Raw genomic sequence first — 16238 nt, 5'->3', positions numbered from 1 at the left:
GGGGCCTCCAGCTTTGCGAGGATGATGTGGATCTTCGGCCTTCCACGGAGGGCTCTCTGGGCGGGAACGGCCGGAATACCTCGGAGAACCTGGCGTCTACGCCGTGACCCGCGGCTGATACGTTGCTCGACCGCGGGTTCGCGTAGATTTTTGGGCAGACTGCTCGATCCAGATGCGCTACCCTTGCCATCGAGTCGTGCGGAGAAGGGAGACTTTTGGAGACCATCGAGCGGGGTCGTATTTCGGGGTTGTTCGATGAGCTGGGCGGGAGCGTGGCGGACGGGTTCCCGGCCATCCACTCGGCGGTCCATCGGACGGGCGGTGGCACGGCTTATCTGAGGGAGCCCGGCGTCGTCTTGCTGGCGAGGCCGCAGACCAACGTGCGGGGCCTCGGGGGCTTTCTGGACGGCTTCGACTCTTCTCTGGGCTTCCCCGGCTACGTCGATGACCCGACGGCTCTCCCCGACTCCTCGCAGCTCTGCAAGACGGCGGGGCAGCTGTGTTACGCGTCGTTCGGACCGCGCAGGACCACGAACGAGAACGCGGCTTCTTACTTCGAGCGGCTGACGTCGGCCGGGCACGGGAGCGTGCTGGAGCACGCGAGCTTCAGCTTCCTGCTCTACGGGATCAGCCGGAGCGTCACGCACGAGCTGGTGCGACACAGGGCGGGGGTCGGGATCTCGCAGGTCTCGCAGCGCTACGTCTCCGGCTCCGTGTTGCGGTTCGTGGAGCGGCCGGAGTACGCGGCGGACGCCGAGCTGCACCGGCTCTTCGAGGAGCGAATCGACGGGGCGGCGGCGGGATACGAGGCGATGGCGGGGAGGCTCCTGGAGAGGCAGGGTCAGGGGGCGGCGCTGCTCGAAGCGGACGCCGCGACCGACGCGCGCAAGAAGGTCCAGCAGACGGCGCGGTCGCTGCTGCCCAACGAGACCGAGGCGCCGATGGTGTTCACGGGGAACGTCAGGGCGCTCAGGCACATCATCGAGATGCGCGCCGACGAGCACGCCGAGAGCGAGATCCGCAACCTCGCCGTCAGGCTCTTCCTCTGCCTCGTGACGGCCGACCCGATCCTCTTCGGCGACTACAAGCTGCAGACCCTCCCCGACGGTACCCACAAGGTGACGACGAAGCACAGGAAGGCGTAAGCCTCGACTGTATGCGGGCGGGGCGAACGTCCCTGCCCGCTCGCCTACGCTTCGGCCGTTCGGCGTCTGCCTTCCGCGGCGGGCCGAGGCCCGGCGAGACGCCTGGTCCGTCGCCAGAACCGTCGCGTTCGGGATCGCCGCGGTCCCCTCTCTAGACTTTGCTCCCTTTCCGGCGCCGGTCGTCCACGAGGCGGCGTACGGTGAAGTAGGCGCCGAGGGCTTTTCTGGCGCGACCGCCGAAGAGCTTCCTGCGGTAGTAGCTGTCGGCGGCGCCCTTCACGCCCTCGGAGATCGTGGGGTAGACGTGGACGGTCCGGGAGAGGTCGGTTATGGGGAGGCCTTTTCGCATCGCGAGGACGACCTCGGCTATGACGTCTCCCGCGTCGGGGGCGACGGCGTGGCCGCCGAGGATCCTGCCGCGCCTGCCGGTCACGATCTTGAAGAACCCGTTCCCTTCGCCGTCGACGATGGCCCGGTCGAGGTCGGGGAGGTCGTGGGTGTAGGTCTCCACGCCGTCGTGTTTCTCCCTGGCCTCGCTCTCCGTGAGGCCGACCCTCGCGACCTCGGGGTCGGTGAAGGTGGTCCAAGGCACGGTCGAGAAGTCCGTCTTGCCCTTGATGGGGAAGAGGGCGTTCTGCAACGCGATGCGCGCCATGTACTCGGCGGCGTGGGTGAAGCGTGGGCCGCCGGTGATGTCCCCGGCCGCGTAGATCCCCTCCGCGGTGGTCTGGAGGCGCTCGTCCACGACCAGGCCCTCCTTGCCGACCTCCACGCCCGCGTTCTCGAGCCCCAGACCGTCCACCGTCGGGGCGCGGCCGGCGGCGACCAGGATCTCCTCGCCGCGCAGCTCGACCTCCTCCCCGGTCTCGTTGCGGGCGACGACGACCCTCTCCCCGTCCTCGCGGCGCGCGGAGACCGCGCGGTAGCCCCGGTGCAGGTTGACGCCATCGGCGGCGAGGGCCCGGACCACGGCCCCCCCGACCTCCGGCTCCTCGATGGGGAGTGGGTTGTCCCCCGAGCAGATCAACTCCACCCGGCAGCCGAAGCGGGCGAACATCTGCGCGAACTCCGTCCCGATCGGTCCCGCGCCGACGATGACCATCGAGGCGGGAAGCCTCTGAAGCCCCAGCACGCTGACGTTATCGAGGTAGCCGGCCTCCCGGAGCCCCTCGACGGGGGGCGGCTTGGCGTGCGAGCCGGTCGCGACGATGGCACTGCGCGCGCTCAGGAGACGGCCACCCACGGAGACCTCGCGCGGGGAGACGAAGGTGGCCTCCTCGCCCAGCTTGACGTCCACGCCGAGGGAGCGGAAGCGCTCGGGGCTGTCGCGCTCGCCGGCCTCCTCCATCGCGGCGCGCATCCTTCGCATCACCGCGGGGAAGTCCACCTCGACCGGGACGGGACGGACGCCGAACTCCGGCGCCCTCCTCATGAGGGAGGCGACCTTGGCGCTGCGGATCAGGGCCTTCGTCGGGACGCACCCGTAGTTGAGGCACTCGCCCCCGAGCTTGTCCCGCTCGACCAGCGCGACCTTGGCTCCGAGCGACGCGCCGCCCGCCGCCGCGACGAGCCCCGCCGTGCCGCCCCCGATGACCAACAGATCGTAGTCCGCCAAACCTCTCCCTCCAGTGATCCAGCCCGCCCCGATCTTCTTCGGGCTTCGCCCGTCGGGACCTGTGCCGTAGACGTGTCTCCTTGATGCTACCCCGGCCCGTACGCGTACACGGTGCAAGCATCTACACGCTACCCGTGGAGACGCGACCGGCCGATCCTCGAGCGGCGATAGCGGGGACCGTGCTTGCGGCGGCGGAGCACGCCGCGCCTCCGGGGGCCGGAGCCTCCCCGGGCGTCCCGTGCGTCTGCTGCGCCCGCGCGTGGACGCTCCCGGTCCCCGTTACGACGCACGCGACCGGATGCTGCGCCTCGCTTCCCGTGAGGGGCTTTTCCGTGCAGCGGCGGTGCTACCATGACGGCGTCATAGGTCCCTAGTGGGAGGGTGAGCGTGGCGAAAAGCTACCAGGAGATGGTCGCCGAGGCGAAGGCCGAGACGGAGCAGACCGACGCGGACGCGGTCCACGGCGCGCTCGAGTCCGGGGAGGACGTCACCGTGGTGGACGTCCGCGAGCAGGACGAGTGGGAGGCGGGCCACATCAAGGGGGCGAAGTTTATCCCGCGCGGCATGCTGGAGTACAAGGCCGCCGACGAGCTCCCGGACAGGGACGCCCGGATAGTGGTCCACTGCGCGGTGGGCGGCCGGGCGGCGCTGGCGGCGAAGGCGCTCAAGGAGATGGGCTACACGAACGTCGCCAACATGGACGGCGGGATAAACGCCTGGCGGGAGAAGGGCTACGAGACCGAGTAGCGGCCCCCCAGCCGCGGCCCGCATACGGAAGCCCCTGGCGGCCACGCTGGGGGCGTTCGTCTTCCTGGGCGTCTTCTGGGGCTCCTTCGCCGTCCTCCTGACCGACCTCAGCCGCTCCCTGGGCCTCTCGCCCGGCCCTCTAGGGCTCGCGCTCTTCGCCGGGGCGGCCTCGTCCATCGCCGCCATGGCCCTGCTCGGCAGAACGGTGGATGCGGTCGGGCGGCGCCCCTTCTTGCTGGCGTCGGGTGGAGTCCTGGGGCTGGGGATAGCGGGCCTCGCCTTCGCCGACGGCTACGGGGCGCTCATCGCGGTCCTGATGGTCCTATACGGCGCCTCGGGGCTCTACGACGTCGGGATCAACGCGGCGGCCGTGGACCTCGAGAGGGCCTCGGGCCGCCGCATCATGTCGCTCTTCCACGCGGCCTTTAGCGGCGGCGGCGTGGCGGGCGCGCTGGCGGCGGGGGCGCTGCTCTCGGCCGGCGTGGGGTACCGGCAGGTCTACGGGCTGGTCCTCCTGCCCCTCCTGGCCGCGCTCCTCGGGGTGGCCGCGACCCGTCCGGTAGCTTCGGAGGCGCCTTCACGCGAAGGGGACGAGCCCGCGCGCGGGCTGCTCTCCAACCTGCCGCTCCTGCTCGTCGCCTCGATCGCCACCCTTGGCCTCCTCTCCGAGGGGGAGATGGAGCACTGGTCCGGGATCTACCTGCGCGATGGGCTCGCCCTCCCCGCGCTCCTCGGCGCCTCGGGCGTCGCCGTCTTCCACGCCGCGATGGCCGCGGGCCGCCTCGGGGCCGCCTGGACGGTGAACAGGCTGGGCAACCGCCGCACGCTGGCGGGCGCCGGTCTCCTCACGGCGGCGGGCATGGCGCTGGCGCTCGCGACCACGGAGCCCGCCCTCGTCGTCCTGGGGTTCCTCCTGGTCGGGGTCGCCCTCTCCGCCGTGGTGCCGATCGCCTTCTCCGTCGCGGGGGACCTCGCGCCGGAGCGCGCGGGGGCGGCAATCTCGGTCGTCACGACCTTGGGCTACGGCGGGTTTCTGCTCGGGCCCGTGATCGTCGGCGGGCTCGCGGAGGTCTTCGGGCTGCGGGCGGCCCTCGGCACCATCGCCGTCGCCGGGCTGGCGATCCTCGTCCTCTCTACCCGCGTGGACGGCGGGCGGAAGGGGACGTATTCGGGGAGGGCCTCCTCCTAGGCCCTGGCCGCGCTCGCCAGCTTCCCCTCGGCGGCCTCCACCTCGCCGTCCTCGACCTTCCTGAAGAGGGGCTTGGCGCCCGAGACGCCGTAGGCCTCGGGGAGCGGGTCGAGGTCCGAGACGCGGGTGATCGGGCCGTCGAAGAAGCCCCGGAGCGTCTCCATCGCTTCGGGGACGTAGGGCGAGGCGTGGTAGGCGATAGAGCCGAGCAGGACCGCGCAGGCGTAGAGGGCGGCGCGGGCCTCGTCCGGGTCCTCCTTGCGGCTCTTCCAGGGGCCGCGGCGTCGAAGAAGCGGTTGGCGCGCCGCCCCATCGCGAGAAGCTCCCGAAGGCGTCGCGCGGCCGCTGCGCGTACATCCGGCGCTCGTAGCGCGCCTCCAACTCCTTGAAGTCCTCGAAGACCTCCCGGGCCTCGTCGGAGAGGTTCTCCGGGCGGGGGAGCGAGCCGTCGAAGTACTTCTCGGTGAACGAGAGGGTGCGGTTGACGTAGTTGCCGAGGGTGCCGATCAGATCGGAGTTCACCCGGCTCTGGAACTCGCGCCACGAGAAGACCACGTCTCCGGTCTCCGGCAGGATGGAGGCGAGGTAGAAGCGCAGGAGGTCGGCCGGGAACCTGTCCAGGGCCTCGTGCAGCCAGACGGCGAGGTTGCGGCTCGTGGACATCTGCATCGCGCGCGGCTCGCCGTCCACGACCACTTCCAGGTTCATGAACTCGTTCGCCGCGACGTCGTAGGGGAGGACGTACGGCTCGTCTCCGCCCTCGCCGACGCCCATGAGCATCGCCGGCCACACCACGGCGTGGAAGACCGTGTTGTCCTTGCCGATAAAGTGGACGAGCTTGGTGTCCCCTTCCTGCCAGTACTCGCGCCAGCGGTCGGGCTCGCCCACGTTCTCCGCCCACTCCATCGTGGAGGAGACGTAGCCGATGGGGGCGTCGAACCAGACGTAGAAGCGCTTGTCCTCGAAGCCGGGCTCGGGGACGGGAACCCCCCACGCGATGTCGCGGGTGATCGGGCGCCGCTCCAACCCGCCCCCGATCATGCCGAGCACGAAGTTCCTGACCGAGTCGCGCCAGTGGTCCTGGCCCGAGACCCAGGCCTTGAGCCGGTCGGTGAACTTCGGGAGGTCGAGGTAGAGGTGCGTCGTCTCCCTGACCTCGACCGGCCCGCCCGTGATCTTCGAATGAGGCTCTATAAGCTCGTACGCCTCGTACCACGAGCCGCAGTTGTCGCACTGATCCCCACGCGCCTCCTTGTAGCCGCAGACCGGGCACGTCCCCTCGACGTAGCGGTCGGGGAGGAAACGGCCCTCCGTCGGGCTGTACATCTGCTTGGACTCGGCCTCCGAGACGTAGCCGCCCTCTTTTAGCTTCTCGTAGAAGAGCTGGGTGTTCGCGGCGTGCAGCGGCGTCGAGGTGCGCGAGAAGTTGTCGAAGGAGACGCCGAAGCGATCGAAGGTCTCCTTCATGTGCGCGTACCAGTGGTCCACCACCTCGCGGGGCGTCTTCCCCTCTCGCTCGGCCGTTAGGGTGATGGGGACGCCGTGCTCGTCGGTGCCGCCGACAAAGACCACGTCCTCCCCCGCATCCGGAGGTACCGCACGAAGACGTCCGCGGGAGGTACGCCCCGGCCATGTGCCCGATGTGCAACGGGCCGTTGGCGTAGGGCAGCGCGGAGGTGACCAGGTAACGCTGTTTCTTCTCGCTCATACCCTAAGAATAGCACTTCGGCCCCCCGCCCTTGCCCGTGTCGGAGCCCACGGAGGAGCGGCGTCCCGGGGTGCTACCATGCTCGCGATGAACCGGGATCAGCCCCTGAAAATCTCCTTCCGCAAGCTCAAGCCCGACGCCCAAACGCCCTCGCGGGCCTACGCCGGGGACGCGGGCTACGACCTCGCCGCCGCCGAAGGGGCGACGCTCGGCCCAGGCGAGCGGGCCGTGGTCGGGACGGGGGTGGCGGTCGTCGTTCCCGAGGGGTACGCGGGGCTCGTGCTGCCCCGGAGCGGGCTCTCGGTCTGCCACGGCGTCTCGCTCGTGAACGCGCCGGGGCTTGTAGATCCCGGCTACCGCGGCGAGCTCAAGGTCCCCCTCATAAACCACGACCGCGCGGAGACCTTCGAGGTCGTGCCGGGGATGAGGATCGCCCAGCTCGTCCTCGTGCGTGCGGCAGAGGCGCTCTTCGTCGAGGCCGAGACCCTCGAGGAGAGCGCCGACGGCAGGGGAGAGGGCGGCTTCGGCTCCTCGGGGACGGGGTAGCCGATGGAGTTCCTCTGCGACGCGATGCTCGGGGGCCTCGCCAGGTGGCTGCGCGCCGCGGGCTACGATACGTACTACGCCCGGGAGGGAACGAACATCGACGACCGCGCGCTCACGGAGAGGGCCCTGAGGGAGGGGCGCGTGATGCTCACGGGGGATCGGGGCTTTCTGGAGCGGGCGCCGGTCAGGGACGGACGACTGGAGCTGCTCCTCCTGCCGCACCTCCCCGTGGAGGAGCAGCTCCGCGTGGTGATCGAGAGGTTCGAGCTGGAGCCGCGCCCCTCCCGCTGCATGGAGTGCAACGGCGAGCTGGAGACCGTCCCCCCGGAGGCCGTCGCCGGCCGCGTCCCCCCCGGCGTCGCCCGGGAGCGGAGGGAGTTCTGGCGCTGCCGGAGCTGCGGGCGCGTCTTCTGGCACGGCTCGCACTGGGCGCGCATCTCCCGTCGCCTCGAAAGGGTGTTCTCTTGAACCTCGCCGGGCGGGATCGGTAGGCCCCGGACCGTGTTCCTGCCCAGGAAGCCGTCGGAGGCGGAGATCGAACGCTTCGTCTCCTCGCAGAAGAACCTCCCGTTCTCCTACGAGCGGGTCGGAGCCACGCGAGGCGATGCGCCGAAGGGTTACGTAGTGGACCGCTACCGCGTGGGGCTCGGGGAGGGCGAGGAGGCCTACGGGCGCGCGAAGGATGCCCTGCGCTCGTGGCGGCAGTTCGGCCTGGGCTGGGTGGGCGTCCGCCCCGACGACGCCCCGGTAGAGGTCGGCGCGACGGTCGGCGTGCTCGCGAGCCACGCCGGGTTCTGGTCCCTCAACCCCGCCCGGATCGTCTACCTCGTGCAGGAGAGCGGCGACGTGGAGCGGTTCGGCTTCGCCTACGGGACGCTCCCCGGCCACGCCGAGCGCGGGGAGGAGCGCTTCGTCGTCGAGCACGACCGCAGGAGCGGCGCCGTCTCCTACAGCGTCTTCGCGTTCTCCCGCCCGAACCACCCGCTAGCGTGGATCGGCTACCCGTTCGCGCGCCTCCTGCAGAGACGCTTCGCGCGCGACTCCACGGAGGCGATGAAGAAGATCGTCTCTGCTTGCGCCGCCGACCGCCCCGGGTAACGTAGTCCGCTCGGACGCTCGCCGCCGCGCGAGCTTCGACCTCGACAGCGGCTTCTCTTCCCTTTGCTAAACTGCCGCCTCGATGAACGCGACCACGCACGCCGTCTTCGGCATAGCGGCCCTCGTCGGGGCCTCGCTCTTCGCGGGAGAAGAGCCCGCCCTCTACGCCTACCCCGCGGCGGCGGTCGCGGCCTGGATCCCGGACGTCGACAACCCCCGCAGCCGCCTCGGCAACGGCCTGAGCCGCACGAAGAGCCCCGTCCTGGACGGGCTGGCGCGGCCCGTGAGCTGGGGCCTGAGGGCGCTCTCGTTCGTGCTGTTCCGCACCGTCGGCCACCGGACGCTGACGCACTCGCTGCTCGGGGTCTTGATCTTCGCGGCCATCGTCTCGCCGCTCGCCGCGCTAGTCCCCGGCCTCTACGGGGCCCTCCTCGCCGGCTACGCCTCCCACCTCTTCGCCGACGCGCTGAACACCAGGGGCGTCCCGCTCCTGTGGCCGATGGGCAAGCCCTTCAGGCTCCTGCCCGGCGGCGTCCGCTCCGGCGGGGCCTCCGAGTTCGTCGTCGCTACCCTCGCGGTCCTCGCCACCGGATACGGGCTCTACGAGCTCTACCCCGCCATCGGCCGCAGCTTCGACGGGTTTCTAGCCCTGACCTTCTAGCCACGCGAGCGCCTCGCGGCTCCTCGGATGCACCGCGCGCCCCCGCTCCTCGGTGTAGGAGATGGAAGATTCGAGCGAGGCCCTCGCCGCCTCCTTCAGGTCCCTCTCCGCGAGCCCGCGCAGGCTCTCGACCCACTCGCCCTCGCGGCCGGGCTCGATCTTGTCCGCCACAAAGACCACGAGCGCCAGCGGCCCCATCCCCTGCGCCCCCGTCGTGTGGACCCGGACTGCTTCGAGGACGTTCCCGTCCTCCACGCCGAGCTCCGTCCGCGCGACCACCGCCGCCACCGGGCCGTGCAGGAGATTCGGCTTCTCGTGTTCCGGATCGCCGACGGGCACGCCGTTCTTCGCCGCTATGCGGAGCAGCTCCTCGCCGTCCGTCTCCCTGGCGAGGTCGTGCAGGAGGCCCGCGAGCCGTGCCTTCTCCGGGTCGAGGCCGTGCAGCCCGGCGAGGCGTTCGGCGGTCTCGGCGACGCGCAGGGTGTGGTCGTAGCGTTTGTCGGAGAGGCGCTCGCGGGCATAACCCGTCGCGGCCTTTAAAAGGCGATCATCGTTCATAACGGATGGGATTGTAGAATAACGGGATGCAAAACGAGAGCACGAGCGCCGAAGCCGCGGCGAAGACGGGGACCATAAAGAGCGCGGAGATCGTGACCATCGGGACCGAGATGCTTCTCGGGGACCTCGTGGACACCAACACCGCCTGGATCAGCAGCCACCTCGCGCCCCTGGGCGTCGCGATCTACAGGCACACCACGGTCGGCGACAACCAGCAGCGCATCGTCGCCGCGATCCTCGAGGCCGCCGCGCGCGCCGACCTCGTGATCACGACCGGCGGCCTCGGCCCGACCTCCGACGACCTGACGAACGAGTGCCTCGCGCTGGCCGCCGGCCGCGAGATGGTCGAGAGGCCCGAGGCGCGCGAGCACGTGGACGAGATGTTCCGGCGCTTCGGCCGGACCCCGAGCCCCTCGAACTACAAGCAGGCCTTCTTCCCCGAGGGCGCGGAGCTTATCCCTAACCCTTTAGGCACGGCGATGGGCGCCCTCCTGGAGCTCGACGACGCGCTCGTCGCGACCTTCCCCGGGGTGCCGAGCGAGATGAAGGCGATGTTCGAGGAGACGCTCGCCCCGCTCGTCAAGGAGCGGACGGATGGCGCGATCGTCTCGCGCATCCTGCACTTTACCGGGATCGGCGAGTCGGCCCTCGCCGAGAAGGTCCAGGACCTCCTCGACGCCTCCGACCCGACGGTCGCCCCGCTCGCCAGCCAGGGCAAGGTGAAGCTGCGCATTACCGCTCGCGCCGCTACGCCGGAGGAGGCCGAGGAGAAGATAGAGCCCGTCGCCGAGGAGATCCTCTCTCGCGCCGGCGAGTACTACTTCGGCGTCGACTCGGAGACCATCGAGAGCGCCCTGGCGAAGCTCCTCAAGAAGGAGGGCGCCACCCTGGCCCTCGCCGAGAGCTGCACCGGCGGCCTCCTCGCCAAGCGCCTCACCGACATGTCAGGCTCATCCGCCTTCTTCACGGAGGGGCTCGTGACGTACTCGAACGAGTCCAAGGAAAACCTGCTCGGCGTCCCCCACGACCTGCTCGTGGAACACGGCGCCGTCTCCGAGCCCGTCGCGAGGGCGATGGCGGAAGGGGCGCGCAAGCTCGCCGGTTCGGACTTCGCCCTCTCCGTCACGGGCATCGCCGGCCCGGACGGCGGGACGGACGAGAAGCCCGTCGGGCTCGTCTACGTCGGGCTCGCCAGCGGCGGAGAAACCGCCGTCGAGAAGCTCGACCTCTCCGCCTGGCGTCGCTCGCGGGAGGCGATCCGGGAGCGCACCGCCAACCGCGCCTTCGACCTCCTCAGGCGCCGCCTCGCCGACGGCGTGAACGCCTCAGCCGATCGTTAGCACGGCCTTGCCCCGTAGCTCGCGCGCGGCCTGCGCTTCGAGCACCCGGGCGGCCTCCTCCAGCCCGAAGGCGTGCGAGGGGGTCGGGTCCAGGGCCCCTTTGGCGTACATGCGCAGCGCCTCCCGGGTGGCCGCCCGCACGGTCTCGGGCTCGCGCCTGAGGTAGCCGCCCCAGTCCACCCCGACCACGGCGGCGCTCTTCAGCAGGAGCCGCCAGGCGGGGGCCTCCGGGATCCTGCCCGCCGCGAACCCTATGACGAGCACCGTCCCCTACCAGGCGACGCAGCGCAGCGAGGCGTCGAAGAGGTCTCCCCCCACGGGGTCCAGGACCACGTCGGCGCCCCCGCCGTCGGTGATCTCCAGAACCCTGTCCCTGACGTCCTCGCGGTCGTACCGGATGAGACCGTCCGCGCCGCGCTCCCGGGCGGCCTCCAGGCCCCGCTCGCTCCCCGACGTCGCCAGCACGGTCGCGCCGAGGTATTTGCCGACCTCGACCGCCGCACGGCCCACGTTGCCGCCGGCCCCGTGCATGAGCAGGACCTGCCCCCGCCGGAGACGCGCGCGGTGTACGAGGGCAAGGTGGACGGTGCCGTAGGCCACCGGGAAGGCCGCGGCCGTGCGGAAGTCCATGCCCTCCGGGAGCCGGAAGACGCTCGTCGCCGGCGCCACGACCTCCTCCGCGAACCCGCCGTGCGGCAGGGCGACCATGACCCCGTCGCCGACCGTCACGTCCCGGACCCCCTCGCCGATCCCGGCGACCACGCCGGAGGCCTCGAAGCCGGGGCTGAACGGGAAGGGGGCTTGAACTGGTAGCGGCCCGCGACCATGAGGTTGTCCGCGAAGTTCACCCCGGCCGCCCGTGCCGCTACCCGGACCTCGCCGGCCGCGAGCGGCGCCCCCGCCACCTCCCCGGCCTCGAGGACCGAAGGAGGCCCCCATCCCCTGCAAAGCATCGCCCTCACCACGACACACGCCCTCCCTCCTCGAGCCGAGCCCGTGTAGTTTAGGCCTCGGCCCGCCGCGAAGAAAGGAGACCGTCGTGGGGCCGCACGGCGGCGGAGCGTTGCCCCAACGGAGGGTCTTTGGGAAGGTTTTCGCGGGTTTCTTCACGTTCCTACCACGAGCAGAACGAGCCGCAATAATCTACTTTTCCGTACCCTTGTCGTACACATGGGCTAGTAGTAGAATCCCTGTCAGTTGAAGGCACGGAGAGGAGGTGATCCAGATAGACGCACCGAGTAGCAGTTGCAGGTATCTTCTGGGAGAGGTGGCTCTGACCTAGGGCCCTCCGAAATTCCCTGCGGGATCCTAGGTTAAACACTTTCCGCCTCTCCACATGTTGCAGGCGGACGTGCTATAAGACCAGATACCTGCGGTACTCAAAGGGTACGGCCCCTGGATCTCTCCAGGGGCCGTTTTTTGTTGCTCAGGGCTGCCGCACGGACGGCGCCCTTTCACCGCTCCTCGATAGGGAGCCAACGTCGGTCGCGCTCGCCGACGTACTCCGACTGCGGCCGGATAAGCCGGCCCCGCTCCGTTTGCTCGAAGCAGTGCGCCGTCCAGCCGGCCACCCTCCCCACGGCGAAGGTCGGCGTAAAAAGCTCCGTCGGCAGGCCGAGGCCGTGCAGGAGGAGCGCCGTGTAGAACTCGACGTTCGTCTGGAGGTTGCGCCCGGGCTTGTGCTCCTCGAGGAGCGCCACCGCCGTCTTCTCCACCTCCAACGCCAGCCCGTAGAGCGCCGCGTCGCCGTCGGTCGCGTACAGAAGCTCCGCCGCGGTCGCGAGCACGTCGGCCCGCGGGTCGCGCACCTTGTAGACGCGGTGGCCGAAGCCCATGAGCCGCTCGCCGCGCCCCAGCTTCTCGCGCAGAACGGGCTCCGCCCTCCGCGCCTCCCCGATCTCGAAGACCACGTCGAGCGCCGGGCCCGGGGCGCCGCCGTGCAGCGGACCCTTCAGCGCTCCTAGCGCCCCGACCACCGCCGAGACGAGGTCCGAGCCCGTGGAGACGATGACCCGCGCGGCGAAGGTCGAGGCGTTCAGGCCGTGGTCCGCCACGGTGGCGAGGTACGCCTCCAGCGCGCGAACGGAGCCGTCGCCGGGGACCCCGCCGCCGAGCATGTAAAGGTAGTTCGCGGCGTGCCCGAGCTCCGGGTCCGGGTCCACCGGTTCCTCCCCGTCGAGCAGCAGCCGGTACGCCGCGACGATCGTCGGGAGACACGCCACGACGGCGAGCGCCTCCTCGTAGGCCGCGTCTCCGTCCGCGGAGGCATCTCCGGCCCGCAGGCTCGCCGTCCCCGCCGCCATCCGCAGCGCGTCCATCGGGGGCGTCCCCTCGGAGGCCGCCGCCCTCAGCAGGTCCAGGGTGGCCCGTGGCAGCGCTCTCCGTCGCGCCAGCGCCTCCCGGAGGTCCGCGAGCTGCCCCGCGTCCGGCAGGGCGTCGTGCCACAGAAGGTAGACGACCTCCTCGAAGGTGGCCCTGTTCGCAAGCTCCTCCACCGGGAAACCCGCCACGGTCAGCTCCCCCGCCGCGCCGTCCACGTGGCTCAGGCGCGTCTCCGCCGCCACGACGCCCTCCAGACCCGGCACGAAACCGGCACCCCTCTCGCTCACGTCTCCTCCCTTCCGTCCCGCCTGAGCCCACCCGTGTCGTACGCGGCTTCGACGTCCATGGCCGGGGTGGCCGCGGAGACGTAGACGAGGGTCTCCTGCGACGCGTTCTCGATCCCGTGCTTCGCCCCCGAAGGGACGTAGACGAGGTCCCCGCTCCCCACCTCCCGCTCCTGATCGCCGACGCGCATCCTGCCCCGTCCCTCCAGCACGACGTACACCTGCTCCGCGTCGTGGTAGTGCAACCGCTGCCCCGATCCGGGGGCGACGTCCACCCACGTCACCGTAAGCCTCGTCCCCGGCACGTCCCCCTTCTGCAAAAGAGCCCGCGAGGCCAGGCCGTACCGCTCCCGCTCCTCCGCCAGATTCCGCCCGAACACACTCGCCTCCTCTGCTTCGCCGACCCTTAGCTCCAGCGTAGGATGATTCGAGGCTGCCGTCAACATTGATAAACAAATCAATGTATAGTTCGGAGGATCGTTCGGTTTCGGGGCTGGGAGGTTCTCCGGTGGGGGACGAGAGGTACTTGAGTGCGCGGGAGGCGGCGGGGGGGTTGGGGGTTTCTCTGCCGACGCTGTACGCGTACGTCAGTCGCGGTTTGGTCCGCTCCGAGAGCGGCGGCGAGGGGAATCGGAGGGCGCGGCGGTACCGGGCGGAGGACGTGCGGAGGCTCAGGGAGAGGGCCGAGAGGCGGCGCAATCCCGACAGGGCGGCGGAGGGGGTCCTGAACTGGGGGACGCCGGTGATGGAGTCGGCCATCACCCTCATCTCCGACGGCCGGCTCTATTATCGCGGTCGGGACGTCCTGGGGCTCGCCCGGGGGGGCGGCGTCGAGGAGGTGGCCGCCCTGATCTGGACCGGCGATCCGACGGCGGCACCCGGCCTGTTCCCCGAGGAACCGTCCGTCCTCCCTGCGCGCGTTCGGGAGGCCCGCAGCGGCCTGGACGACCTCGCGCCCCTGGAGACCCTCAGTGTCCTGCTGCCCCTCGCCGCCTCTGGGGATCCCGCCGCCTACGACCTGCGGCCCGCCGCGGTGGCGAGGACCGGTGCCCGCATCCTGCGTACCCTGGTCGCGATCTCGGCGGGGGAGGCGAGCGGGGACGTGGCGGGGGCCCTGGCCCGTGCCTGGGCCCCCGACGAGCCGGGGGCCCGGGCGCTCATCGGGGCCGCGCTGGTCCTCTGCGCCGACCACGAGCTCAACGTCTCCGCTTTTACCGCCCGCTGCGTCGCGTCCTCGGGGGCTACCCCCTACGCGGCGGTAGCGGCGGCCCTCGCCGCCCTCGGCGGCACGAGGCACGGCGGGCAGACCGAGCTCGCGGAGGCGTTGCTGCGCGAGGCGGGGGACGGGGGGGATGCTCGTTCCGTGCTCGCCGGTCGCCTGAGGAGGGGGGAGTCCATACCGGGCTTCGGGCACTCCCTCTACCCGGAGGGGGATCCCAGGGGGAGGGAGCTTCTGCGCCTCGTGGAAGAGGCCCGTCCCGGTTCTCCAGGCGTCGTGCTGTCGCGGGCCGTCTGCGAGGCGGCGAGGGATCTTATCGGGGAGGAGCCGACCGTGGACCTCGGCCTCGCCGTCGTCGCCCGCGTCCTCGGCCTGCCGCCGGGGACGCCGCTGGCCCTATTCGCGCTGGGCAGGACGATCGGCTGGATCGGCCACGCCATCGAGCAGTACGAGGACGGCACCATGATACGGCCCCGCGCCCGCTACACGGGCGAAGGGCCGCCGCGAGAGCCGGGGGCCTAGGCGGCCGGCGGGATCGGGTAGAGCGCGCTCAGGGCGATGGCGAGGACGGTGAAGGAGTTGAAGGTCGCGTGCGCCACGATGGGCGGCAGGAGGCTGCCCGTCCTCCGGTAGAGGGCGCAGAGGACGAAGGCAAGGGCGAAGAGCGCCGGGGCTATCACCGCCGACTGGTGCAGCGCGGCGAAGCCCGCCGACGAGAAGAGCGCCGCCCCGAGAAACGAGAACCGGTCTACGTTGCGCGAGGTACCGTCCCCGCCCGCCACGCGCGAGAAGAACCCGCCCAGGCGGTACAGGCCGCCGAAGATCGCGCCGCGGAAGACGAACTCCTCCACCGCGGGCCCGAAGAGCACGATCACGAGAAACGCAGCCCCGATCGCGAGCCCCGGGCTCTCCCGCACCCAGCCCCGCAAGCCCTCGAGCAGGGGTTGCTGCGCCTCGTTCTCGGCCGAGAAACCCAGGGCTTCCAGCGCGACCGCGCTCAGCCCTCCGATGACCAGGCTCCCGATCACCGCCCCGAGCCCCACCAGGAAGCCGATCCCGGCTCCCGCGAGAGCGCCGCCCCTGGGCCGCGAGACGCCGAGAGCGTCCAGCCCGTAACCGGCCTTCGACCCGAGCCTGCGGGCCACGAAGACCCCCGCCCAGAACAGCCCCACCGTGAGCAGGATCAGCACGACGTTCTGCGCCACCACCGAGAGCAGCAGCAAGCCCGGGTCGTCAAGCATCCGCGCCACCCCCCAGGTAGACCTCACCCCTGGATTCTCCGCGAAGACCGTCCCGCAGCAGCCTCTCCTTGAGGTGACCGGGCAGGAGCGTGATCTCCCGCAGCTCCTCGGGCCCGACCCAGCGCAGCTCCCGCAGCGTGGGCTCCGAACCCGGCTCGACCTCCGGGTCGCTGCCCAGCGCCGCCTCGCCCTCCGCCTCGACCAGGGCCGTGACGTCGACGGTGTGCCGCCCCTCGCGCAGAAACTCGCTCACGTACAGGACCCTCGCGAAGTGCCCGTCGAGGCCCGTCTCCTCGGCGATCTCGCGCTCGGCGCACTCGGGGATGGTCTCGCCGGGCTCCAGGCGTCCCCCGGGCAGGACCCAGTAGGGCTCCCGCCCCGGCTTGTCGTGGCGCACGAGGAGCAGCGCCCCGTCCCGCTCCATGACCGCCCCAACCCTTATGCCGAAATCCATCCCGGAGTCGCCGCGAACCTTGCTCATGAGCACCGAGTATACAACCCGCTCTCGCGCTTCCGGCGTATACGTTGCCGGCGCCGTCGTGCCCAGGACGGCGCCCCGGGTTAA

18 protein-coding genes and 2 pseudogenes are annotated in these 16238 nt (G+C 70.9%); 9 read left to right on the top strand and 11 right to left on the bottom strand.

Features of this window, described 5'->3' with window-relative positions:
- Nucleotides 1–215: 215 nt before the first annotated feature.
- Complete coding sequence (gene thyX / locus GBA65_RS19055) at nt 216–1145, top strand: FAD-dependent thymidylate synthase (protein WP_228281480.1); 930 nt, start codon at nt 216–218, stop codon at nt 1143–1145.
- 151 nt (nt 1146–1296) lie between these two features.
- Here the strand turns inward: thyX and GBA65_RS19050 are convergent, their stop codons facing one another.
- Nucleotides 1297–2760: a dihydrolipoyl dehydrogenase family protein gene (locus GBA65_RS19050; RefSeq protein ID WP_166397897.1), complete on the bottom strand. Its 1464-nt coding sequence runs from the start codon at nt 2758–2760 to the stop codon at nt 1297–1299.
- Nucleotides 2761–3147: 387 nt separating this feature from the next.
- Between GBA65_RS19050 and GBA65_RS19045 the strand changes: the two genes are divergently transcribed.
- Both GBA65_RS19045 and GBA65_RS19040 read left to right on the top strand, forming a co-directional pair.
- The gene (locus tag GBA65_RS19045) at nt 3148–3507 is read left to right on the top strand and encodes a rhodanese-like domain-containing protein (RefSeq protein WP_166397896.1); all 360 of its coding nucleotides are present in this window, start codon (nt 3148–3150) and stop codon (nt 3505–3507) included.
- A 22-nt stretch (nt 3508–3529) separates the two neighbouring features.
- Nucleotides 3530–4696, top strand: coding sequence for an MFS transporter (locus GBA65_RS19040; protein ID WP_166398606.1), 1167 nt, complete (start codon nt 3530–3532; stop codon nt 4694–4696).
- Here GBA65_RS19040 and GBA65_RS24680 read toward each other — a convergent pair.
- A pseudogene (locus GBA65_RS24680) lies at nt 4693–4926 on the bottom strand (hypothetical protein); the annotation flags it as partial. The gene GBA65_RS19040 and the pseudogene GBA65_RS24680 overlap by 4 nt on opposite strands.
- 178 nt (nt 4927–5104) lie before the next feature.
- Nucleotides 5105–6268, bottom strand: a pseudogene (gene metG / locus GBA65_RS26825) (methionine--tRNA ligase); the annotation flags it as partial.
- A 223-nt stretch (nt 6269–6491) separates the two neighbouring features.
- On the opposite strand from metG, the gene dut reads away from it, so the two are divergent.
- From dut to GBA65_RS19005, 4 genes are all read left to right on the top strand, one after another.
- A complete protein-coding gene (dut, locus tag GBA65_RS19020) occupies nt 6492–6950 on the top strand; it encodes a dUTP diphosphatase (RefSeq protein WP_166398605.1) in 459 nt (152 codons plus the stop codon).
- 3 nt (nt 6951–6953) lie between these two features.
- Nucleotides 6954–7418 (top strand): DUF5615 family PIN-like protein, encoded by a 465-nt coding sequence (locus tag GBA65_RS19015; RefSeq protein WP_166397895.1) that lies wholly within the window; start codon nt 6954–6956, stop codon nt 7416–7418.
- Nucleotides 7419–7451: 33 nt separating this feature from the next.
- A complete protein-coding gene (locus tag GBA65_RS19010; protein ID WP_166397894.1) occupies nt 7452–8048 on the top strand; it encodes a DUF1990 family protein in 597 nt (198 codons plus the stop codon).
- 82 nt (nt 8049–8130) lie between these two features.
- Nucleotides 8131–8709, top strand: coding sequence for a metal-dependent hydrolase (locus GBA65_RS19005; protein ID WP_166397893.1), 579 nt, complete (start codon nt 8131–8133; stop codon nt 8707–8709).
- On the opposite strand, the gene yqeK is transcribed toward GBA65_RS19005, so the two are convergent.
- Nucleotides 8692–9267, bottom strand: a complete 576-nt coding sequence (gene yqeK / locus GBA65_RS19000; RefSeq protein ID WP_166397892.1) for a bis(5'-nucleosyl)-tetraphosphatase (symmetrical) YqeK — start codon at nt 9265–9267, stop codon at nt 8692–8694. The genes GBA65_RS19005 and yqeK overlap by 18 nt on opposite strands.
- Before the next feature lie 26 nt (nt 9268–9293).
- Between yqeK and GBA65_RS18995 the strand changes: the two genes are divergently transcribed.
- Nucleotides 9294–10607 carry a competence/damage-inducible protein A gene (locus GBA65_RS18995; RefSeq protein ID WP_166397891.1) on the top strand — a complete coding sequence of 438 codons (1314 nt, stop codon included), beginning with the start codon at nt 9294–9296 and terminating at the stop codon, nt 10605–10607.
- Here the strand turns inward: GBA65_RS18995 and GBA65_RS18990 are convergent.
- The 5 genes from GBA65_RS18990 to GBA65_RS18970 form a co-directional block, all read right to left on the bottom strand.
- Entirely contained in the window at nt 10593–10871 is a 279-nt protein-coding gene (locus tag GBA65_RS18990) for a zinc-binding dehydrogenase (protein ID WP_166397890.1), read from the bottom strand. The genes GBA65_RS18995 and GBA65_RS18990 overlap by 15 nt on opposite strands.
- A 6-nt stretch (nt 10872–10877) precedes the next feature.
- A complete protein-coding gene (locus GBA65_RS18985) occupies nt 10878–11369 on the bottom strand; it encodes a zinc-binding dehydrogenase (RefSeq protein ID WP_166397889.1) in 492 nt (163 codons plus the stop codon).
- Nucleotides 11333–11572: a hypothetical protein gene (locus GBA65_RS18980; RefSeq protein WP_166397888.1), complete on the bottom strand. Its 240-nt coding sequence runs from the start codon at nt 11570–11572 to the stop codon at nt 11333–11335. The genes GBA65_RS18985 and GBA65_RS18980 overlap by 37 nt, the downstream gene beginning before the upstream one ends.
- A 489-nt stretch (nt 11573–12061) precedes the next feature.
- On the bottom strand, nt 12062–13216 hold the full coding sequence (locus tag GBA65_RS18975) for a citrate synthase/methylcitrate synthase (RefSeq protein WP_166397887.1): 1155 nt from the start codon (nt 13214–13216) through the stop codon (nt 12062–12064).
- Nucleotides 13213–13593 carry a cupin domain-containing protein gene (locus GBA65_RS18970; protein WP_166397886.1) on the bottom strand — a complete coding sequence of 127 codons (381 nt, stop codon included), beginning with the start codon at nt 13591–13593 and terminating at the stop codon, nt 13213–13215. The genes GBA65_RS18975 and GBA65_RS18970 overlap by 4 nt, the downstream gene beginning before the upstream one ends.
- Nucleotides 13594–13721: 128 nt before the next feature.
- On the opposite strand from GBA65_RS18970, the gene GBA65_RS18965 reads away from it, so the two are divergent.
- The gene (locus GBA65_RS18965) at nt 13722–14954 is read left to right on the top strand and encodes a citrate synthase family protein (RefSeq protein WP_166397885.1); all 1233 of its coding nucleotides are present in this window, start codon (nt 13722–13724) and stop codon (nt 14952–14954) included.
- Here the strand turns inward: GBA65_RS18965 and GBA65_RS18960 are convergent.
- Both GBA65_RS18960 and GBA65_RS18955 read right to left on the bottom strand, forming a co-directional pair.
- Complete coding sequence (locus GBA65_RS18960; RefSeq protein WP_166397884.1) at nt 14951–15700, bottom strand: CPBP family intramembrane glutamic endopeptidase; 750 nt, start codon at nt 15698–15700, stop codon at nt 14951–14953. The genes GBA65_RS18965 and GBA65_RS18960 overlap by 4 nt on opposite strands.
- Nucleotides 15666–16154 carry an NUDIX domain-containing protein gene (locus GBA65_RS18955; RefSeq protein WP_166397883.1) on the bottom strand — a complete coding sequence of 163 codons (489 nt, stop codon included), beginning with the start codon at nt 16152–16154 and terminating at the stop codon, nt 15666–15668. The genes GBA65_RS18960 and GBA65_RS18955 overlap by 35 nt, the downstream gene beginning before the upstream one ends.
- Between the last annotated feature and the right edge of the window lie 84 nt (nt 16155–16238).

The organism is Rubrobacter marinus (assembly GCF_011492965.1).
In the GTDB taxonomy this organism is placed as follows: Bacteria; Actinomycetota; Rubrobacteria; order Rubrobacterales; family Rubrobacteraceae; genus Rubrobacter_F; species Rubrobacter_F marinus.
Note: the sequence above shows the minus strand (reverse complement) of the source record. Positions and strands in the feature narration are given on the sequence as shown.